Raw genomic sequence first — 16,573 nt, 5'->3', positions numbered from 1 at the left:
GCGATCCTAGCACGCAGAGGGGGGGATTGAATATTTTTTACTTGTTCAAAAATACCGAACTGGTATAAATAAATTCATCATTTATTGCGCTAAGTAAAAAACATGCAAAGGGATCAGGTCGTAGTTGTAAAGCTAGGTACAAGCGTACTCACTGGCGGTACCGATAAGTTAGACAAAGCACATATGGTGGAACTTGTTCGCCAATGCAGTGAGCTAAAAAAGCAAGGTCATCATGTTATTTTAGTATCAAGCGGTGCGGTTGCCGCAGGTCGCGAACAGCTATTAAAACCCTGTGGGCGCACATTAATAGACAAACAAATGTTGGCCGCCATTGGACAGGGGCAGCTCATTCATATTTGGCAAAGCTTATTTGCGTTGTATGGCATTAACGTCGGGCAAATGCTACTAACGCGCGCGGATGTTGACGACAGAGAGCGCTATTTAAATGCACGCGATACCCTCAATGCCCTATTAAATTACGATGTTGTGCCGATCATTAATGAAAATGACGCAGTTGCTACTAGCGAAATAAAAGTAGGTGACAACGATAACTTGTCGGCATTGGTGGCTATTTTAGCCAATGCCGATAAGTTACTGCTACTGACCGACCAACAAGGGTTATTCACCAGCGATCCGCGCACCGACATTAACGCCACCTTGATTGACGAAGTTACCCATATTAATGATGAGTTACGCCAACTTGCGGGTGGCAGCGGTACGAACCTAGGCACAGGGGGTATGGCAACCAAATTACAGGCCGCGGATATTGCCAGAAGAGCTGGGGTTGAGGTGATTATTGCCAAAGGCGCTGATGAAAATGTGATTTTAAAATGCATGAGCGAGCAACTACCAGGCACCCGTTTTTTAAAACTTACCGCGCCTAAAGATGGTCGAAAAAAATGGTTATTGGCAGGGCCTAAAAGTAGTGGCCAAATTTTAATTGATGCCGGTGCGGTGCATGCATTGCAATCTAAGGGGGCTAGTTTACTTGCTAAAGGTATTACGCGTGCAATAGGTGAATTTGAACGTGGAGATTTAATTAACTTAATTGATGTAAACCAGCAAATTATTGCACGCGGGTTAACGCGCTTTAGCCATCTTGAAATCGATAAAATAAAAGGCGCACATTCTAATCAAATCAGCCATTTACTTGATTACGATAGCGGCGTGGAAGTGCTACACAGGGATGATATGGTGGTGTTGTAATTAAGCACTTTTTTAACGATATAGCGCAACGTATAATCCGCTTATAGTGTTGCGCTTTTTTGTGTTAAAATCTTGCACCTTAAATTTGTTGTAAAGAGTATTGAAGATGAAATTAGTTCGCTGGGTTTTAGGTTGTATCATCTTATTTTTTAATTTTGTTTTTACGCCGCGTAGCAAAAAACGTGATCCGCAAGAGCAAACTAAGCTTGATCAGCAAACCGCACAATTTAAGCTCTATCAATTCAAAGCATGCCCTTTTTGTGTAAAAGTGCGCCGTTCAATTAAGCGTGAAGGCTTAAAAATTGAAACACGCGATGCAAAAAATGATGAGCAATACCGCCAAGAGCTATTAGAGCAAGGCGGAAAAGTTAAAGTACCTTGTTTACGTATTGAGCAAGATGGCCAAGTAAAATGGCTTTATGAATCAAACGATATTATTGCTTACTTAAACAAAGTAGCCGCTTAAAATATTTATTGGTATTTCATACCATCTCACTTATTAAAAGAGACATTACCATGACAATTCGTACCCGTGTTGCTCCGTCGCCAACTGGTGACCCGCATCTTGGCACCGCTTACATTGCCTTATTTAACTACTGTTTTGCTAAACAGCAAGGCGGTGAATTTGTACTTCGTATTGAAGATACTGACCAAGTTCGCAGCACACCTGAATCTGAACAAGCCATCATGGATAGCTTACGCTGGTTAGGCCTTGAGTGGGATCATGGTCCTGATGTAGGTGGTGAGTTTGGTCCATACCGTCAATCTGAGCGCAGTGATTTATATAAAAAATACGCTCATCAGTTAGTTGAAGACGGCAAAGCATTTTATTGTTTTGCAACCAGCGAAGAACTGGACCAAATGCGTGAAGAGCAAATGGCCGAAGGTCTGCGTCCTAAATACGATGGTCGTGGCTTAAACCATACAGAAGACGAAATTAAAGCAAACCTAGCTGCTGGTAAACCGTACGTTATACGTATGAAAATCCCAAGCGAAGGTACCTTTAAGTTTAACGATTACCTACGCGACGAAATTGAGATCCCGTGGGAAAACGTAGACATGCAAGTGCTATTAAAAGCAGATGGTTTTCCAACGTACTTTTTAGCTAACGTGGTGGATGATCACCATATGCAAATTAGCCACATTTTCCGTGGTGAAGAGTGGATAAACTCAGCGCCTAAGCTATTAAAACTGTATGAAGATTTTGGTTGGGAAGCACCGGTACTAGGTCACTTACCATTATTGCGTAATCCAGATAAATCAAAACTGTCTAAGCGTAAAAACCCAACGTCTATTAATTACTACAAAGAAATGGGTTACTTACCAGAAGCGGTACTAAACTACTTAGGCCGTATGGGTTGGTCAATGCCTGATGAGCGTGAAAAGTTCACTCTTAATGAAATGATAGAGCATTTTGACATGAAGCGTGTATCGCTTGGTGGCCCAGTATTCGACGTAGACAAGTTAAGCTGGTTAAACGGTATGTGGATCCGCGAAAACTTAACTGATGCAGAGCTAATGCAGCGTTTTGTTGACTGGAAATTTAATGGCGACATGCTTGCTAAAGTATTACCGGAAGCTAAAACGCGTATAAATACGCTCTCTGACATGGTTGATTTAGCAGGGCACTTTGTAGGCGGTATCCCGACTTACGATCCAGCGCTATTAACAGCCGGTAAAGCTGACGAAGATGTTATTCGCCAAGCATTACAATTTTTTGTATGGCAGCTAGAAGGCTTACGTAGCTTTGAAAAGCCTGCTATTTTTGCAATTGCAAAAGAAGTCGCTACCTTCCACGAGCTTAAAATTAAAGACTTCTTAGAGCCTATATTTGTGGCTATTACCGGCAAAACATCATCTACCTCGGTATTAGATGCAATGGAAATTTTAGGGTCTGACCTATCGCGTGCACGTTTACGTGTTGCGCTTGCCCATTTAGGTATTTCTAAAAAGCAGGCTAAAAAGATAGAACGCGCATACCGCGATTACCCAAGTGCGTAATCGCGTATATAGATTCAAAAGCCGCTTTATTTAAGCGGCTTTTTTGTGCCTGTAGTTTTAAGATGGAGTTGCCAGCATAGGGTAAGTAAATAAGAAAAAATGAAACACATTAACGAGCCAATGACACAAAATAGCCCATTCTAATCGGCTTGTTTTATAGTAAATATAGCCATAACCAAAACCTGCAACGGCCGCCACAAGCATATAATGAGTTCCCGCTGAAAAGTGTGCCAGTGAAAATACACAAGTACTGATCACCGGTGCGAGCAGTGCAAACCTGCTCGGGGTTATTAGTTTTGAAAGCTTAGTTTGTATCACTCCCCTAAATAATGCCTCTTCTGCAACGCAGGTAAAAAGTAGGTTGATAGCTATAAATAACAACCAAAATTCAGGTACTTTTGGTGCAAATTCAACAAGGTTTAACGTTAAAGCAGTTATAAGCGCCGCTAAAATAGTGATAATTATGATTAAAGCAGGGTAGCCGATAGTTACTGGCTTTATCGTTTTGTTTTTTGCAAAAAAATAAGCGCTCAGCATTAAACCCGCTAATGCTTTATCGAAATTAGCATACAGGGTAAATGCAATTGCGTTACTGGTGACTTGTTCATTAACAACAATTGGCAGGTTATTAAAACCCGCAAACCAATGTAAGGCTAACCCGAGTGAGGCTGTTATAAATAAAGACGTTAGAACATTACGTTTTAACGCTGAGGTTGCCAATAACGTAAAGTGAAACAATCCCACATAAACAGCTATAACAGCAACCGCGTTTAAATTTATATACTCTTGATAATAGGCAGTAATAACACTTAGCAGCAATAAGTATTGCCATAATGGTTGGCGAAATACAGTGAGTTTACACTGTGGGAAAACACATAAAATAGCGGCAGCTAAAAAGTAAAAAGTCATTGGCAAATACAGCTTGTTGTTTGATAGGGGAAATGAGAGAAAACGAATTACATAGCGTTATAGTCTCAATTAGATAATTTTGAGCTATTAATAATTATAGGCTTGTCCTGTACAAATAACGGCTAAATCACAATTGTAGCGGGATACTGATTGGCACTGCTCTAGTGTAAATGCATTGCCACCTAAATAAAGCACATCGTTTTTAAGGGATTCTATAGCTTGTGATTTCAAGCGGTTATAGCTAATTGAGGATGTTCGCGTATCATCTGATACATCGCAGCTTTCGCCTTTTATTCCACCAAGGGGGCTTGCACCTCTATCGAGAGCGTCTTGTACACTGTAAAACTGCTCTAGGCCACGTTTTTTAATGTGGCTTGAAACGTGTTCTGATAAAACCTCGTCGTCGATATTGGTTGTGTAAGTAACGTTATTACAGCCAGTTAAAAATGAAATCGCGCATATTAATAAAGAAAAATACTTCATTAGTTAATCCCTTAAACTCGTATTTGCCTAATTTACTTAGTTAATTAGTGGGTTGCAAATTATCATTTTTCGCCTTTATTAAACAGATTCGACCTCTCAAGATTTTTTTTCTGGTAGTATAGCTAGGTTATAAGCAGTTTAAGCAGTGAACACACTATGTTAAGCCCTTACTATCAGCAGCATGCTGATTATGTTTCAATTTCTCGTGAGCAAGGTTGTCGCTTTGCTAAATGTGTAGCCGACGACTACAACCCGCTTCATGATAAAGACGCTAAAAAGTTTTGCGCACCAGGAGACTTACTTTTTTCTCTAGTGTTAGACCGCTATGGCATTAGTGAGCGAATGGAGTTTACCTTTGCCGGTATGGTTGATGAAAATACCAAGCTAAATTTTCCAGAACAACCTGGAGAAGAGTTTGATGTAAACCATGGCGAAAAAGTAATTTTAAAGGTTAAACGCGATGGTAAAACCAGTAAATGCCCAACACTTACAAACAGTTTAATAAAAAATTATGTTGAGTTCTCAGGTGCTGCGTTCCCGCATGTAATTATTCCTTTAATGGGCAAGCAAGAGGTAATGATAAACCCTGCGCGTCCTATGATTATTTATGAATCAATGATAATTAACCTTAATAACATTGATATTAAATCACCGACTCTAGAGTTTGCAGAGCCAAGCTTTGAATACGCTGGTAAACGCGGCAAAATAACCTTGCGCTTTAATTTATTAGAAAACGGCGAAAAAGTGGGTTTTGGTGAAAAACACATGGTCGTATCGGGTATTCGTGAGTACTGTCAAAGCACCGTAGATGATTTAATTGCATTTTATAATGAACGTAAAGCCACATTAAAACCGGCTTAAATACTTCATTTTATATAGGCGCTATTTAGCGCCTTTTTTATTACTAAAGCTCAGGTATAATAGCGTTCTTTGTTATTTTAAAGCCAAGCTTATGTCTGCCACATCGTTCTCATCACTAGCCCTAGACCCGTTACTATTAACGGCAATAGAGCAAAATAATTACACTACGCCTACCGCCATTCAGCACAAAACGATACCGCCAATTTTAGCGGGCAAAGACGTTATGGGCAGCGCTCAAACTGGCACCGGTAAAACAGCCGCTTTTGTTTTACCGCTATTACACAAGCTTTTAAATACCGCTAAAAAAGACGAACCAGGCATTGCTCGTGTGGTTATTTTAACGCCCACTAGGGAGCTTGCTCAGCAAGTATTTGCAAGCTTTGAAAAATACGCACAAGGTACAGATATAAAAGGTGCACTTGCCTATGGTGGCGCAAGTATAGGCCCGCAAATTAAAGCACTTAAAACAGCGCAAGTAATAGTGGCAACTCCTGGGCGCTTACTTGATCATATAGTGAAGGGCAGTGTGGTGCTTTCAAGCGTAGACTCTTTAGTATTTGATGAAGCAGACCGTATGCTTGATATGGGTTTTATTGACGAAATTAGACGAATACTGCGTCATATCCCAGGCGATCGTCAAACCTTACTGTTTTCCGCCACCTTTGATGACAGTGTATTTGAGCTGAGTAAAAAAATGCTCAAAGACCCTGAGCTTATTGAAGTTGATAAGCGCAACTCTGCTGCTGTAGAGGTTGAACAAGTTATTTACGCAGTAGATGAAGACAGAAAGCGCGAACTGGTATCGCACATGATTGGCATGAAAAACTGGCGCCAAGTACTTATATTCACCCGCACAAAACAAATGGCCGATAAGCTTGCCAAAGAAATGTGTAAAGATGGTTTAAAAACCGAATCTATTCATGGTGATAAATCACAAGGTGCTCGCGACCGCGCATTACAAAACTTTAAAGAGGGTAGTACGCGTGTTTTAGTAGCCACCGATGTAGCGGCGCGCGGTTTAGACATACCGGCACTTAAATACGTAATTAACTTTGAATTACCATATATAGCTGAAGATTATGTGCATCGTATTGGCCGTACAGGACGAGCTGGCGAGCAAGGCCTTGCAATGTCGTTAGTGAGTCTTGATGAGCAATGGCTACTTGAAGAAATTGAAGTACTGCTTGATACCCGCTTAACACCACAATGGCTTGAAGGCTATGAACCTGATTTAAATAAGCCGCCAAAAGACAACCGCAAAAACACTAACAAAGCGCGTAAAGATCGCGATAAAAAACGTATTACAGGGCAAAGAGCGCCAAACAGAAGACGTAAGTAAAAATTAGAGTGTTCTTAAAGCACAATTAAGTTACTAAATATCTTTAATTTTGAGTCAATGTAATTAATACAGTGATTAATACTACCTTTTAAGCATTTTTTTTTGCCTATACTTAGGTAAATAATAGCGGGGGTATAAAATGTTTGAGACTGATAAGTGGGCATTTACTGGCCTTGATGGTCAGATATCACTAGATAAGTGGCAAAAAATAATTGATTTAATTGCTGAGTTATTTTCAGCTCCCTCCGGATATATAGTACAGGCAACAAGCATAGGTTACCGAGTAGTTATCAGAAAAAACGAGGGTGGGTCAACCTTTGAGACCAACCCTACTATTCCTCCTGAAAGTGATATGTTTTGTAGGCATGTGGTCGAAAGTGACAATCTCTTATATGTTAATGATGCTGCTAGTACTGAAATGTGGAGCGCCATGCCTGAGGTAGTTGAAAATGGCGTTAACTCCTACTTAGGTTTACCCATTCACTGGCCGCAAGGAGATGTATTTGGGACGCTTTGCTTAAAAGACAATAAAGAAACAAACTATACGAATGAATATTTTGAGCTCATTAATCAGTTACGAGACTTAATAGAAGACGATTTAGCGCTTGTATATAATTTTGAAAAAATGCGCGAAATTGCAATGCTAGACCCGCTCACTAATATTTATAATCGTCGAGCATTAAGTTTACTTGCTCAGCAAAAACTAAACCTTTCTCATCGTTTAGGTTTTGATGTGTGTTGTTTATTTATCGATATTAACGATTTTAAAAAATTAAACGATAACTTTGGCCACGAAGCGGGCGATAAAGCCCTTATTACATTAGCCACAACGTTAAAAAAACACCTAAGAGATGCCGACATCGTGGGGCGCTTAGGAGGCGATGAGTTTGTTGCTGTCATGCAAATAAATGATAAGAGTAAACTAGACCACATTATAAATACAATTTCGATTGAGTTTGCTAATGCACTAGTATTAGATGGAATTTGCGAGTTATCACTAAGTGTTGGTTATAGTTTTTCTGAGCAAAAAAAGCAGCCATTTGAAACACTTTTAAATGATGCAGACCAATCAATGTATAAAAATAAGCAAAAATATAAGTTAAATAAAAAAATCGGTTATTAAATCGTTAATTGCTATTAACTTGTTATGCCAATATACACAGCAAACTAATTAACATATACGCATGCTATGTACGTGAATTTTTTTAGTTTGAAACTATACTTTGTTTATAGCTAATGAGTGGGTAGTTGTATGAAAGGTATTATTTTTACTGAATTTCTAGAAATGGTCGAGATCACATTTTCACCAGCAGTTGCTGATCAAATCATTGAGCAAAACGAACTGGATTCCAATGGGGCTTATACCAGTGTTGGTAACTATAATAAGCAAGAGCTTTTAAAGTTAGTGACCTCACTGAGCAGTATTGTTGATATTCCGGTTGATGTACTCGTTAAAGAATACGGTAAATACTTACTAAAGCGCTTCTTAGTCTACTATCCACAGTTTTTTGAAGAGCTCACTACAACGTTTGATTTTTTAGATACCATAGATCAGCACGTGCATGTAGAAGTTAAAAAACTATATACCGACGTTGAGTTGCCCACCTTTAAAACCAACCACTTAAGTAATACCCAAATGCAGATGATTTATCATTCAAGTAACCCATTTGCCATGCTCGCTGAGGGATTAATAGAAGGCGCAGCCGAACATTTTAAGGAAAATATAAGTATAAGCAGCGATATCAATGACGATCATCAAGTTGCTACGTTTAACTTAACATTGGTAGGTTAGATATGGACATTGCTCTTTTACAGCGCAGGTTAGAGCGAGAGCGTTTGGCGCGAAAAGAAGCTGAAAAGCTATTAGAAGCCAAATCATTACAACTTTACGAAGCCAATGAAGTGCTCAAAGGAGCGGCTGAAAACTTAGAGCAAGAGGTTGCTAATAGAACCCATGCCCTCAAACTTGCGAAACAAGATGCAGAAGCTGCAAATAATGCTAAATCAGACTTTTTGGCAAATATGAGTCATGAGATTCGTACCCCGATGAATGCAATAATTGGCATGGCTTATCTTGCTTTAGATACTGGCCTTTCTGATAAGCAACGCGACTATGTTGAAAAAATTCACTATTCGGCAGAGTCTTTATTAGGGATCATTAATGATATTTTAGACTTTTCAAAGGTCGAAGCGGGTAAAATAGAGCTAGAACAAAAAGAATTCAATTTTAATATCTTTCTAGAAAATCTTGTCAATATTATTAGCACGCTAGCATCACAAAGAAAAATTGAAGTGCTGTTTGATATTGACCCCTTACTGCCTGACTTTTTTATTGGTGATGCATTAAGGCTTAATCAAGTGCTGTTAAATTTGCTTAATAATGCACTGAAGTTCTCAACCCGCGGCAAAGTTGTATTAGCTGTAAAGTTAGCGCAAAAGGTAGACAATTTTTGCAGTGTCACTTTTTCTGTTTTAGATAATGGCATTGGAATGAGCCAAGCACAAGTAGATTCACTATTTAAACCTTTTACTCAGGCTGACGTGTCTACAACGCGAAAGTTTGGTGGGACTGGGCTTGGCTTGGTAATAAGTAAAACGTTGGTAGAACTAATGCAGGGAAATGTTTTAGTAAACAGTAAACTCAATAAAGGAAGTTGTTTTAGCTTTACTATTCCACTTAGCTATTCGACTAAAAAAAGTGAGTTTGAAATATCACATGTTAGGGCTAAGCAGGCCCTTGTTATCGAAAGTTCAGACAGTACGTTAGCATCATTACAAACGCTGCTTATTGGATTTGAAGTTAAAGTTGATATTGCAAATAATATCAACCAAGTGCTAGACCGGTTAAGCGCCTTACATGATTACGATTTTATTTTTATAGATTGGCGTACTTTAAATTTAAGTAATGACGGGGCTGCGCAGTCTCTTCGTAATGAACTCAAATTAAATGCGAAAAAGCTAATCGTAGTAGCACCTTGTGAAAATAAAGCACTCAACGAAAGCCTACTAGGGTTTGCTGATAACACTTATAAAGTACTTATTAAACCAATTATTAAAAGCACATTATACAATGTACTTTTACAAATTATGCATATAAAAACACTTAATAAACCAGAATCACTAGAGAGCTCAGATACACAAAATACATTGCAAAAGCTTCAAGGTATTCATATTTTATTGGTTGAAGACAACCCGCTCAATCAGCAAGTAGCAACACAAATACTTCGCAAAAAAGGCTTAATCGTTGATGTTGCCAATGATGGTATCGAGGCATTAGAAGCGCTAAAAAATAAAATTTATGATGGGGTGTTAATGGATTGCCAAATGCCCCGAATGGATGGTTACACAGCAGCCAAAGAAATAAAAAAACAAGCAAAGTTTAAAAATTTACCCATTATTGCAATGACTGCTAATACAAGAGAAACCGATTTGTTAAAGGCGAAAGATTGCGGTATGAATGGCTATATTTCAAAGCCTATTAAAGTTGAAAGTATGTTTGAAGTAATAGCAAAATGGGTGTGTATTTAATCTTTTGTGTAGTAGTGTGATTACCAAGGGATTCTGTCGGTCTAATTACCGAGCGACTTTGCCGTAGTGACCTTAGCAAGTAATACCTATTTGGGCAATCTGATCGAAACAATAATAAACGAAACACAGATCAATAATTGTCTTATTCGAAGGTATCTACCACTGCTAAAGCACTCGTTCGTATGATTTAGGAATTTGTATCAAGAGCGCAACAAGCGTCCGTGTCAGAATTCGGAGCTGCTATTTTTTTCAACACCTTGATTGTTTCCATGTGACTAGACTCCATCTAAGCAATCCCTTATTCTGGAGTTTCTTTTACTAAACAAGCATTTAAATAAGGACATTGAATGACCAAGTATTTCTGCACGATTTTTTTTATTGTCACGGCTTTCTTTAGTGCGTATGCGGATTCATTTAAAGAAAATGCTGTTGAGCGGCATTTACCTTTTCAAAAAATACCAATTTCATCTTCTGTGTTAAATGAAACCGTTGATATCTATGTTCAATTGCCTTTCAAGTATGAAAGTGAATTCAATCAAAACTATCGTTATCCTGTTCTTTACACTTTAGATGCGCCTGTAGGGTTGCCTCTTGTATCAGGCGTTCTTGCCCCGCTGAATGGCTACAATAGCGCCCCTCAAATGATCATCGTTGGGATCTCTACTTCCAACAGAGGCAGAGATTTTACACCAACATCTGATCCAAATTACGAAGAGCATAGCGGCGGGGCAGATAAGTATTTAACGTTTATTGAACAAGACGTTATCCCATACATCGAGGAACACTATCGGACAGAAAAATTCAGAATACTCTCTGGGCATTCATACGGCGGGCTGCTTGTGTCACATAGTTTTTATAAAAGGCCAAACTTATTCCAAGCGCACTTTGCCAATAGTCCCTCTGTGTTCTGGGAGAGCGGAAAAACCGTTAGCGATCTCATTAAGTTCGTAAAAACGAATCCCATGCACAAAAATTTTCTATACATGAATATAGGGAATGAAGGTAACCCAGAATCCGATTCCCCAGAAGGTGTTCAGATGCTCTCAGGGATTCAAAAGATAGAGAGAGAACTTGCGAATTTAAATACACCGAACCTGCGTTACAAATTTGAATACTTTCGAGAAGAGCCTCATCAGAATACACCGATTTACGGGACAATTGGGGCACTCAGAGGTTTGTACCCTCAGTGGTCTATTCCATATGAAACATCAGTTGAAGGCTACGAAAGTGTCCTAGCGCACTTCAAAAAGCTATCAACTCTATATGGGTATCAAATTGAACCAAAATCCTGGCAAATGTATGATGAAGGCATAGGACAACTCTCCTACTTAGAAAATCCTGCTGAAGCAATTAAGTATTTTAGCTACAACATCAGTCAGGAGCCATCTGAATATAGCTCTAGGCTTCATATCGTTGACGCCTTTGTAAAACTTGGTAAAAAACAAGAAGCGTTAAAACATTTAAACATTTTGTTGCGCAGAGATGATTTAAGTGATGAGGAACGTCAACAATTGACCGAGAAAAAGTCGAATGTAAATTTGATGTAAGTTTAACAACGAGCGAACTTGATCTACCAATTGGTGTAACTCGGAAGTAAAGTTGAAGCTAAACTTATTGGTACTCTTAATTTTCAACCGCTATCGCGCAGTGCCAAAGATATAGAAAGTTCCAAAACCCTATTTTACGGTTTTATTGAAAATGGATGTATTGCCGCAGTTATAGAGATTACTTTAAAAGATAAGTATTTAGAGATCGACAGTTTAACTGTTGACCCAAGTTATTTTAGGAAAGGCATTGCAAACAAATTACTTAGTTACGTTCTTGGCTCATTCGAATATACAAAAGCCATTGTAGAAACGGCTGTAGCTAACGAGCCTGCAATAAAGTTGTACAAAAAGCATGGCTTTGTGGAGTTCAAACGGTGGACTCCATCTCATGGCATCGAAAAACTAGCTTTGTTCAAACCTAACAGATCAAGTTAGTACTTATTAAAATAAACGAAGCTAACTACTTGAACTGGCTTATTCTATGTCGCTTATTATTGTTGCCCGAACCCCGCAATTAAGCTATCAGTTTCTCCGCAAGGTTAAGCTCCATTGTTGCTTTTAATAAACGATATAAATTAATAGACGCATCTATTTCTTCTTTACGATTGGTTAAGCTTTCAATATTTAAACCCAGTGGCACACCTAAGTGAGCACAGCTTTTTAAAATCGAGTCGAGGTTTTCGCGACAAATACGCACTGATTCGCTTAGCGTATTTTCCGAATCAAGCATGCGCCATTTAGTTGCCTCTGGCACTGAGATACCTAGCCACTGCATAAACTCTAAGGTTTTTTCACCACCACAAGGCGTAAAGGTTAATATAATCCGATTAGGTGTCAGGCCTTGTGCTTTGCATGTGCGCGCATAACTGGTTATTAAATCTATGGTTGCTTGTGCATTGTAAACGGCTTGAGAGATAAAAAACTGGCACCCTTGTGCTGTTTTTTCTATTAAGCGTTGGTGTTCGTTGCGCTTATTGGCATGGCGCTCAGCAATGGTTACACCACCTAAAAAGAAATCTTCAGACTGCTCTGCCAGTGTTTTATAGGCATTCGGTAAGCTCAGCTTTATATCACCTGCTGATGATGGGCTGCCCACTAACACCACGTTTTTTAAATCGTAGTCATTTTTAGTTTCATCTAACCACGCTTTAAACTCACTCACACCGCGCTGAGCTACACTTTTATAAGTAATTACATCAAGATCAGATAAGCCTCGTAAGAGTTGACTGTACTCGCGCGGATCAACTGTTTGCTTAAATGCAAATGGACGCGCTTGCTCTGTACGGCTGCTTTCATCTTGAATGTCATAAATAATCACACCGTCATATTCAATTTCGTGTAAACGGCCTAATAACTTTTCGGCAATGACTTTTAATTGCGCTTTATCAGTCCCAATTTTTGGCGGTGTTGTGCCAATTAGGTAAACACCTTGGTTGGTGTCCTGTATTTTTTCTTGAAGTGATAAAGCCATAATCCTCATTCCAGCTTAATTTGTGATGATGGATTTAATATAGCAGCCATTTAGACGTCTAGATAGATTTATTTATTGAAAGTTTCTCAACAAACGTGAATTATTTTCATGATTAAACCAAGTTACCAGCAATAACTGACACAGTTGTTTACATAATTAATAGGCTTAGGGCTCTTATATTTAATTGCTTTACGGCATACTTAGTTTGGTAAATGTTTTAAAAATTGCTCAATTTAAAAAGGGATAACAATGAAATTTAAATTATTGGCAACTAGCCTAGCGGTATCGCTGGCTTTAACGGGTTGCGCTATGCAGCAAAGTCAAAACACGCAAACAGTAGCCCAACAAGAACAAGTTAATAAAGCAGATGAGCGTGTTTTTTCACAAGATTACCTAATAGAAGAGCTAGATAACGGCCTACGTGTGATGGTAGTTAAAACCGATTACCCAGATGTAGTATCGCTACAAATACCTGTATCTGTTGGCTCGCGTAATGAAGTGGAAGCGGGTAAAACTGGTTTTGCTCACTTTTTTGAACACATGATGTTTAAAGGCTCTGAAAAGTTTCCGCAAGATGTGTATTCAGATATTTTAAAAAATTCAGGGGTTGATAACCGCGCCTATACAACTAACGATTACACTAACTACCACTTAAATTTTTCAAAACAACATCTTGATAAAGTACTTGAGATTGAAGCTGATATTTTTCAAAATTTAAGCTACACCGAAGAGCAATTTAGAACTGAGGCGCTTACCGTTAAAGGCGAGTACTTAAAAAATAACGCCAGTCCAATTCGTAAATTATTAAGTGCGGTACGCCAAGAAGCGTTCGATAAACATACCTATAAACACACAACTATGGGCTTTTTTGAAGACATTGAAGCTATGCCAGATCAAATGGCCTACGGTAAAGAGTTTTTTGATAAGTTTTATAAGCCTGAATATGTATCGCTTGTGATTGTTGGTGATGTTGATCCAAAAGAGACCATGGCGATGGTTAAAAAGCACTGGGGTAACTGGCAAAAAGGCGACTATGTTGCTGATATTCCTAAAGAGCCAACTCAGCAAGCGCCAAAATATGTGCATGAGCAAAACGAGGGATTACCTGGCCATTGGTTACTTGTGTCGTATAAAGGGGCCGCATGGGAGCCTCAGAAAAAGGACCGAGCCGCATTAGATTTACTGTCGCAGCTTTATTTTTCTAGCAATTCAGATATTTACCAAGAGCTGGTAGTAGAAAAGCAAATAGCGAGTCAAATGTTTACCTATAACCCAGAGACAAAAGATCCAGGGTTACTGCATGTATTTGTAAAAGTTGAAAATGCCGATGATTTAGCCACAGTACGTGATGCTATAAACCGTACGTATGCCAAAGCGCGTACCGAGTTGGTTGATAGCCAAAAACTCAGCGATTTAAAGTCTAATCTTAAATACAGCTTTATAAATGGTTTAGATTCGTCGCAAGCAATTGCCTCTACACTTGCCAGCTATATGCATTTTGAGCGCGATCCTGAGGTAATTAATCAGCTGTATAAATCGGCAGACAATATCACTAGCGAAGATATTAGAGCCGTTGCAAATAAGTATTTTGTTGATAATGCCCGCACCACAATTACTATGTCGGCACTTGATAAAGCCCCTGGTTTTGAGCAAGAAAGCGACTTAAATGCCTTGGTAGCTAAGTATCAGCAAGCACCGAGTAAGCCTATCTTTAAGGTGCTTGATAAAACCAATAGCTCGCCGTTAATCGATATTAACTTATTATTTAATACCGGTGCCGCTGCCGATCCGCAGGGTAAAAAAGGGGTTGCAGCACTGACTGCCGCAATGCTGGCGCAAGGTGGCTCAACCGCAATGAGTTACAAAGATATTAAAAAGGCAATGTACCCACTGGCGGGTAGTTTTGGTTATCAAATAGATAAAGAAATGCTGTCGTTCCAAGGGCGTATTCATAAAGATAATGCAGCTCAGTGGTATGCCTTAGTGAGTGAGCAGCTGTTAAGCCCAGGCTTTAGAGAAGATGACTTTAAGCGTCTGAAAAAAGAAATGATCGATGGCATTAAATCAGGCTTAAAAGCTTCTAACGACGAAGAGTTGGGTAAAGAAGTGCTCTACAGTGTGCTTTATAAAGGCCACCCTTATGAAAGCTATAACTACGGTGACTTATCTGATTTAGAAGCACTGACCCTTGATGATGTTAAAGCGTTTTATAATGCTGAACTTACACAAGCTAAACTTACTGTGGGTTTAATTGGTGCCGTACCTGAAAAACTTAAAGCACAAATGTTAGCTGACTTGGCGACACTTCCAAAAGGCAAACAAAGCCGCTTAACAATCCCTGATGCGCCAGTGCTTGAAGGTCATCATGCAACAATTGTTGAAAAGTCAGCGCAATCAACGGCTGTGTCGTTCGGGTTCCCTATTGATACAATTCGTAGCAGCGACGACTGGACCGCATTGTGGTTAGTGCGCTCGTACTTTGGTGAGCATCGTAGTTCTAACAGTTACTTGTACGAACGTATTCGTCAAACGCGTGGCATGAACTATGGCGATTACGCCTATATTGAATACTTCCCTAGAGGTATGTTTCAAACTAAGCCTGATGCAAACTTAGGGCGCTCGGAGCAAATATTCCAAGTGTGGCTGCGTCCACTGCGCTCAAACAACGATGCGCATTTTGCTACCCGTACCGCATTGTTTGAGCTAGATAAATTAATTAAAAATGGCATGACTGAGGCTGATTTTGAAGCCACACGTAACTTTTTAATTAACTTTGTGCCGCAAATGGTTGCTAGTCAAAATCGTCAGTTAGGTTATGCGCTAGATAGCGAGTTCTATAACACCGATAGTTTTGTAAACTATGTAACAAACAAGCTTAAAACATTGACTGTTGACGATATAAATCGAGTGATAAAAGACAATCTACAAACTGAGAATATTCACTATGTGTTTGTTACCGGTGATGGTGAAGATATGCAAAAACGTTTAGCAACTATGCAAACCTCGCCTATGGTGTACAACACCGATAAGCCTGGCGAGTTAGTGGCTGAAGATAAAGTGATTGCTGATTACAAACTGGCAATACCAGCGAAAAATATTGAAGTAGTGAAGGTGGATAAAGTATTTCAATAATTTAAGTTTTTAAGAATTAAAAAATGCCCCGGTGCCTTAAGCATTGGGGCATTTTTATATTTTAGGTTGTAAATACTAGGGTCTGTTGACCTTTGG

The 16,573-nt window shown here is 39.1% G+C and carries 13 protein-coding genes and 1 pseudogene; 11 read left to right on the top strand and 3 right to left on the bottom strand.

The window, feature by feature from the left end; genetic code table 11:
* Positions 1-102 precede the first annotated feature (102 nt).
* From proB to gltX, 3 genes are all read left to right on the top strand, one after another.
* Positions 103-1,206, top strand: coding sequence for a glutamate 5-kinase (proB, locus tag QL989_RS03880; protein ID WP_033102848.1), 1,104 nt, complete (start codon positions 103-105; stop codon positions 1,204-1,206).
* Positions 1,207-1,312: 106 nt separating this feature from the next.
* Positions 1,313-1,672 (top strand): glutathione S-transferase N-terminal domain-containing protein, encoded by a 360-nt coding sequence (locus QL989_RS03875; RefSeq protein ID WP_008111110.1) that lies wholly within the window; start codon positions 1,313-1,315, stop codon positions 1,670-1,672.
* Positions 1,673-1,722: 50 nt separating this feature from the next.
* The gene (gene gltX, locus QL989_RS03870) at positions 1,723-3,207 is read left to right on the top strand and encodes a glutamate--tRNA ligase (protein ID WP_008111109.1); all 1,485 of its coding nucleotides are present in this window, start codon (positions 1,723-1,725) and stop codon (positions 3,205-3,207) included.
* A 57-nt stretch (positions 3,208-3,264) separates the two neighbouring features.
* On the opposite strand, the gene QL989_RS03865 is transcribed toward gltX, so the two are convergent.
* Both QL989_RS03865 and QL989_RS03860 read right to left on the bottom strand, forming a co-directional pair.
* Positions 3,265-4,116 carry a CPBP family intramembrane glutamic endopeptidase gene (locus tag QL989_RS03865; RefSeq protein WP_290168389.1) on the bottom strand — a complete coding sequence of 284 codons (852 nt, stop codon included), beginning with the start codon at positions 4,114-4,116 and terminating at the stop codon, positions 3,265-3,267.
* Between the two features lie 87 nt (positions 4,117-4,203).
* Complete coding sequence (locus QL989_RS03860) at positions 4,204-4,599, bottom strand: hypothetical protein (protein ID WP_290168387.1); 396 nt, start codon at positions 4,597-4,599, stop codon at positions 4,204-4,206.
* Between the two features lie 156 nt (positions 4,600-4,755).
* On the opposite strand from QL989_RS03860, the gene QL989_RS03855 reads away from it, so the two are divergent.
* From QL989_RS03855 to QL989_RS03825, 7 genes and pseudogenes are all read left to right on the top strand, one after another.
* Positions 4,756-5,460: a DUF3581 domain-containing protein gene (locus QL989_RS03855; RefSeq protein WP_016900441.1), complete on the top strand. Its 705-nt coding sequence runs from the start codon at positions 4,756-4,758 to the stop codon at positions 5,458-5,460.
* Between the two features lie 91 nt (positions 5,461-5,551).
* On the top strand, positions 5,552-6,799 hold the full coding sequence (locus tag QL989_RS03850) for a DEAD/DEAH box helicase (protein WP_290168386.1): 1,248 nt from the start codon (positions 5,552-5,554) through the stop codon (positions 6,797-6,799).
* 139 nt (positions 6,800-6,938) lie between these two features.
* Positions 6,939-7,922, top strand: coding sequence for a sensor domain-containing diguanylate cyclase (locus tag QL989_RS03845; protein WP_290168383.1), 984 nt, complete (start codon positions 6,939-6,941; stop codon positions 7,920-7,922).
* A gap of 129 nt (positions 7,923-8,051) precedes the next feature.
* On the top strand, positions 8,052-8,591 hold the full coding sequence (locus QL989_RS03840) for a heme NO-binding domain-containing protein (RefSeq protein WP_138606890.1): 540 nt from the start codon (positions 8,052-8,054) through the stop codon (positions 8,589-8,591).
* Positions 8,592-8,593: 2 nt separating this feature from the next.
* Complete coding sequence (locus tag QL989_RS03835) at positions 8,594-10,327, top strand: response regulator (protein ID WP_290168379.1); 1,734 nt, start codon at positions 8,594-8,596, stop codon at positions 10,325-10,327.
* Positions 10,328-10,674: 347 nt separating this feature from the next.
* Positions 10,675-11,874, top strand: a complete 1,200-nt coding sequence (locus QL989_RS03830) for an alpha/beta hydrolase-fold protein (RefSeq protein ID WP_290168377.1) — start codon at positions 10,675-10,677, stop codon at positions 11,872-11,874.
* Positions 11,875-11,922: 48 nt separating this feature from the next.
* Positions 11,923-12,309, top strand: a pseudogene (locus QL989_RS03825) (N-acetyltransferase); the annotation flags it as partial.
* Between the two features lie 79 nt (positions 12,310-12,388).
* Here QL989_RS03825 and QL989_RS03820 read toward each other — a convergent pair.
* Entirely contained in the window at positions 12,389-13,345 is a 957-nt protein-coding gene (locus QL989_RS03820; RefSeq protein WP_008110265.1) for a hypothetical protein, read from the bottom strand.
* A gap of 249 nt (positions 13,346-13,594) precedes the next feature.
* On the opposite strand from QL989_RS03820, the gene QL989_RS03815 reads away from it, so the two are divergent.
* A complete protein-coding gene (locus QL989_RS03815; RefSeq protein WP_290168375.1) occupies positions 13,595-16,477 on the top strand; it encodes a pitrilysin family protein in 2,883 nt (960 codons plus the stop codon).
* Positions 16,478-16,573 lie beyond the last annotated feature (96 nt).

It is taken from the genome of Pseudoalteromonas sp. APC 3224 (assembly GCF_030407535.1).
In the GTDB taxonomy this organism is placed as follows: domain Bacteria; phylum Pseudomonadota; class Gammaproteobacteria; order Enterobacterales; family Alteromonadaceae; genus Pseudoalteromonas.
This window is presented reverse-complemented; position numbering and strand designations above follow the sequence as displayed.

Coding starts and splice junctions, on each gene's coding strand:
- QL989_RS03850 (WP_290168386.1), top strand. CDS start 5,552: ATGTCTGCCACATCGTTCTCATCACTAGCCCTAGACCCGTTACTATTA.
- QL989_RS03820 (WP_008110265.1), bottom strand. CDS start 13,345: ATGGCTTTATCACTTCAAGAAAAAATACAGGACACCAACCAAGGTGTT.
- QL989_RS03815 (WP_290168375.1), top strand. CDS start 13,595: ATGAAATTTAAATTATTGGCAACTAGCCTAGCGGTATCGCTGGCTTTA.
- gltX (WP_008111109.1), top strand. CDS start 1,723: ATGACAATTCGTACCCGTGTTGCTCCGTCGCCAACTGGTGACCCGCAT.
- QL989_RS03855 (WP_016900441.1), top strand. CDS start 4,756: ATGTTAAGCCCTTACTATCAGCAGCATGCTGATTATGTTTCAATTTCT.
- QL989_RS03860 (WP_290168387.1), bottom strand. CDS start 4,599: ATGAAGTATTTTTCTTTATTAATATGCGCGATTTCATTTTTAACTGGC.
- QL989_RS03830 (WP_290168377.1), top strand. CDS start 10,675: ATGACCAAGTATTTCTGCACGATTTTTTTTATTGTCACGGCTTTCTTT.
- QL989_RS03865 (WP_290168389.1), bottom strand. CDS start 4,116: ATGACTTTTTACTTTTTAGCTGCCGCTATTTTATGTGTTTTCCCACAG.
- QL989_RS03840 (WP_138606890.1), top strand. CDS start 8,052: ATGAAAGGTATTATTTTTACTGAATTTCTAGAAATGGTCGAGATCACA.
- QL989_RS03845 (WP_290168383.1), top strand. CDS start 6,939: ATGTTTGAGACTGATAAGTGGGCATTTACTGGCCTTGATGGTCAGATA.
- QL989_RS03835 (WP_290168379.1), top strand. CDS start 8,594: ATGGACATTGCTCTTTTACAGCGCAGGTTAGAGCGAGAGCGTTTGGCG.
- proB (WP_033102848.1), top strand. CDS start 103: ATGCAAAGGGATCAGGTCGTAGTTGTAAAGCTAGGTACAAGCGTACTC.
- QL989_RS03875 (WP_008111110.1), top strand. CDS start 1,313: ATGAAATTAGTTCGCTGGGTTTTAGGTTGTATCATCTTATTTTTTAAT.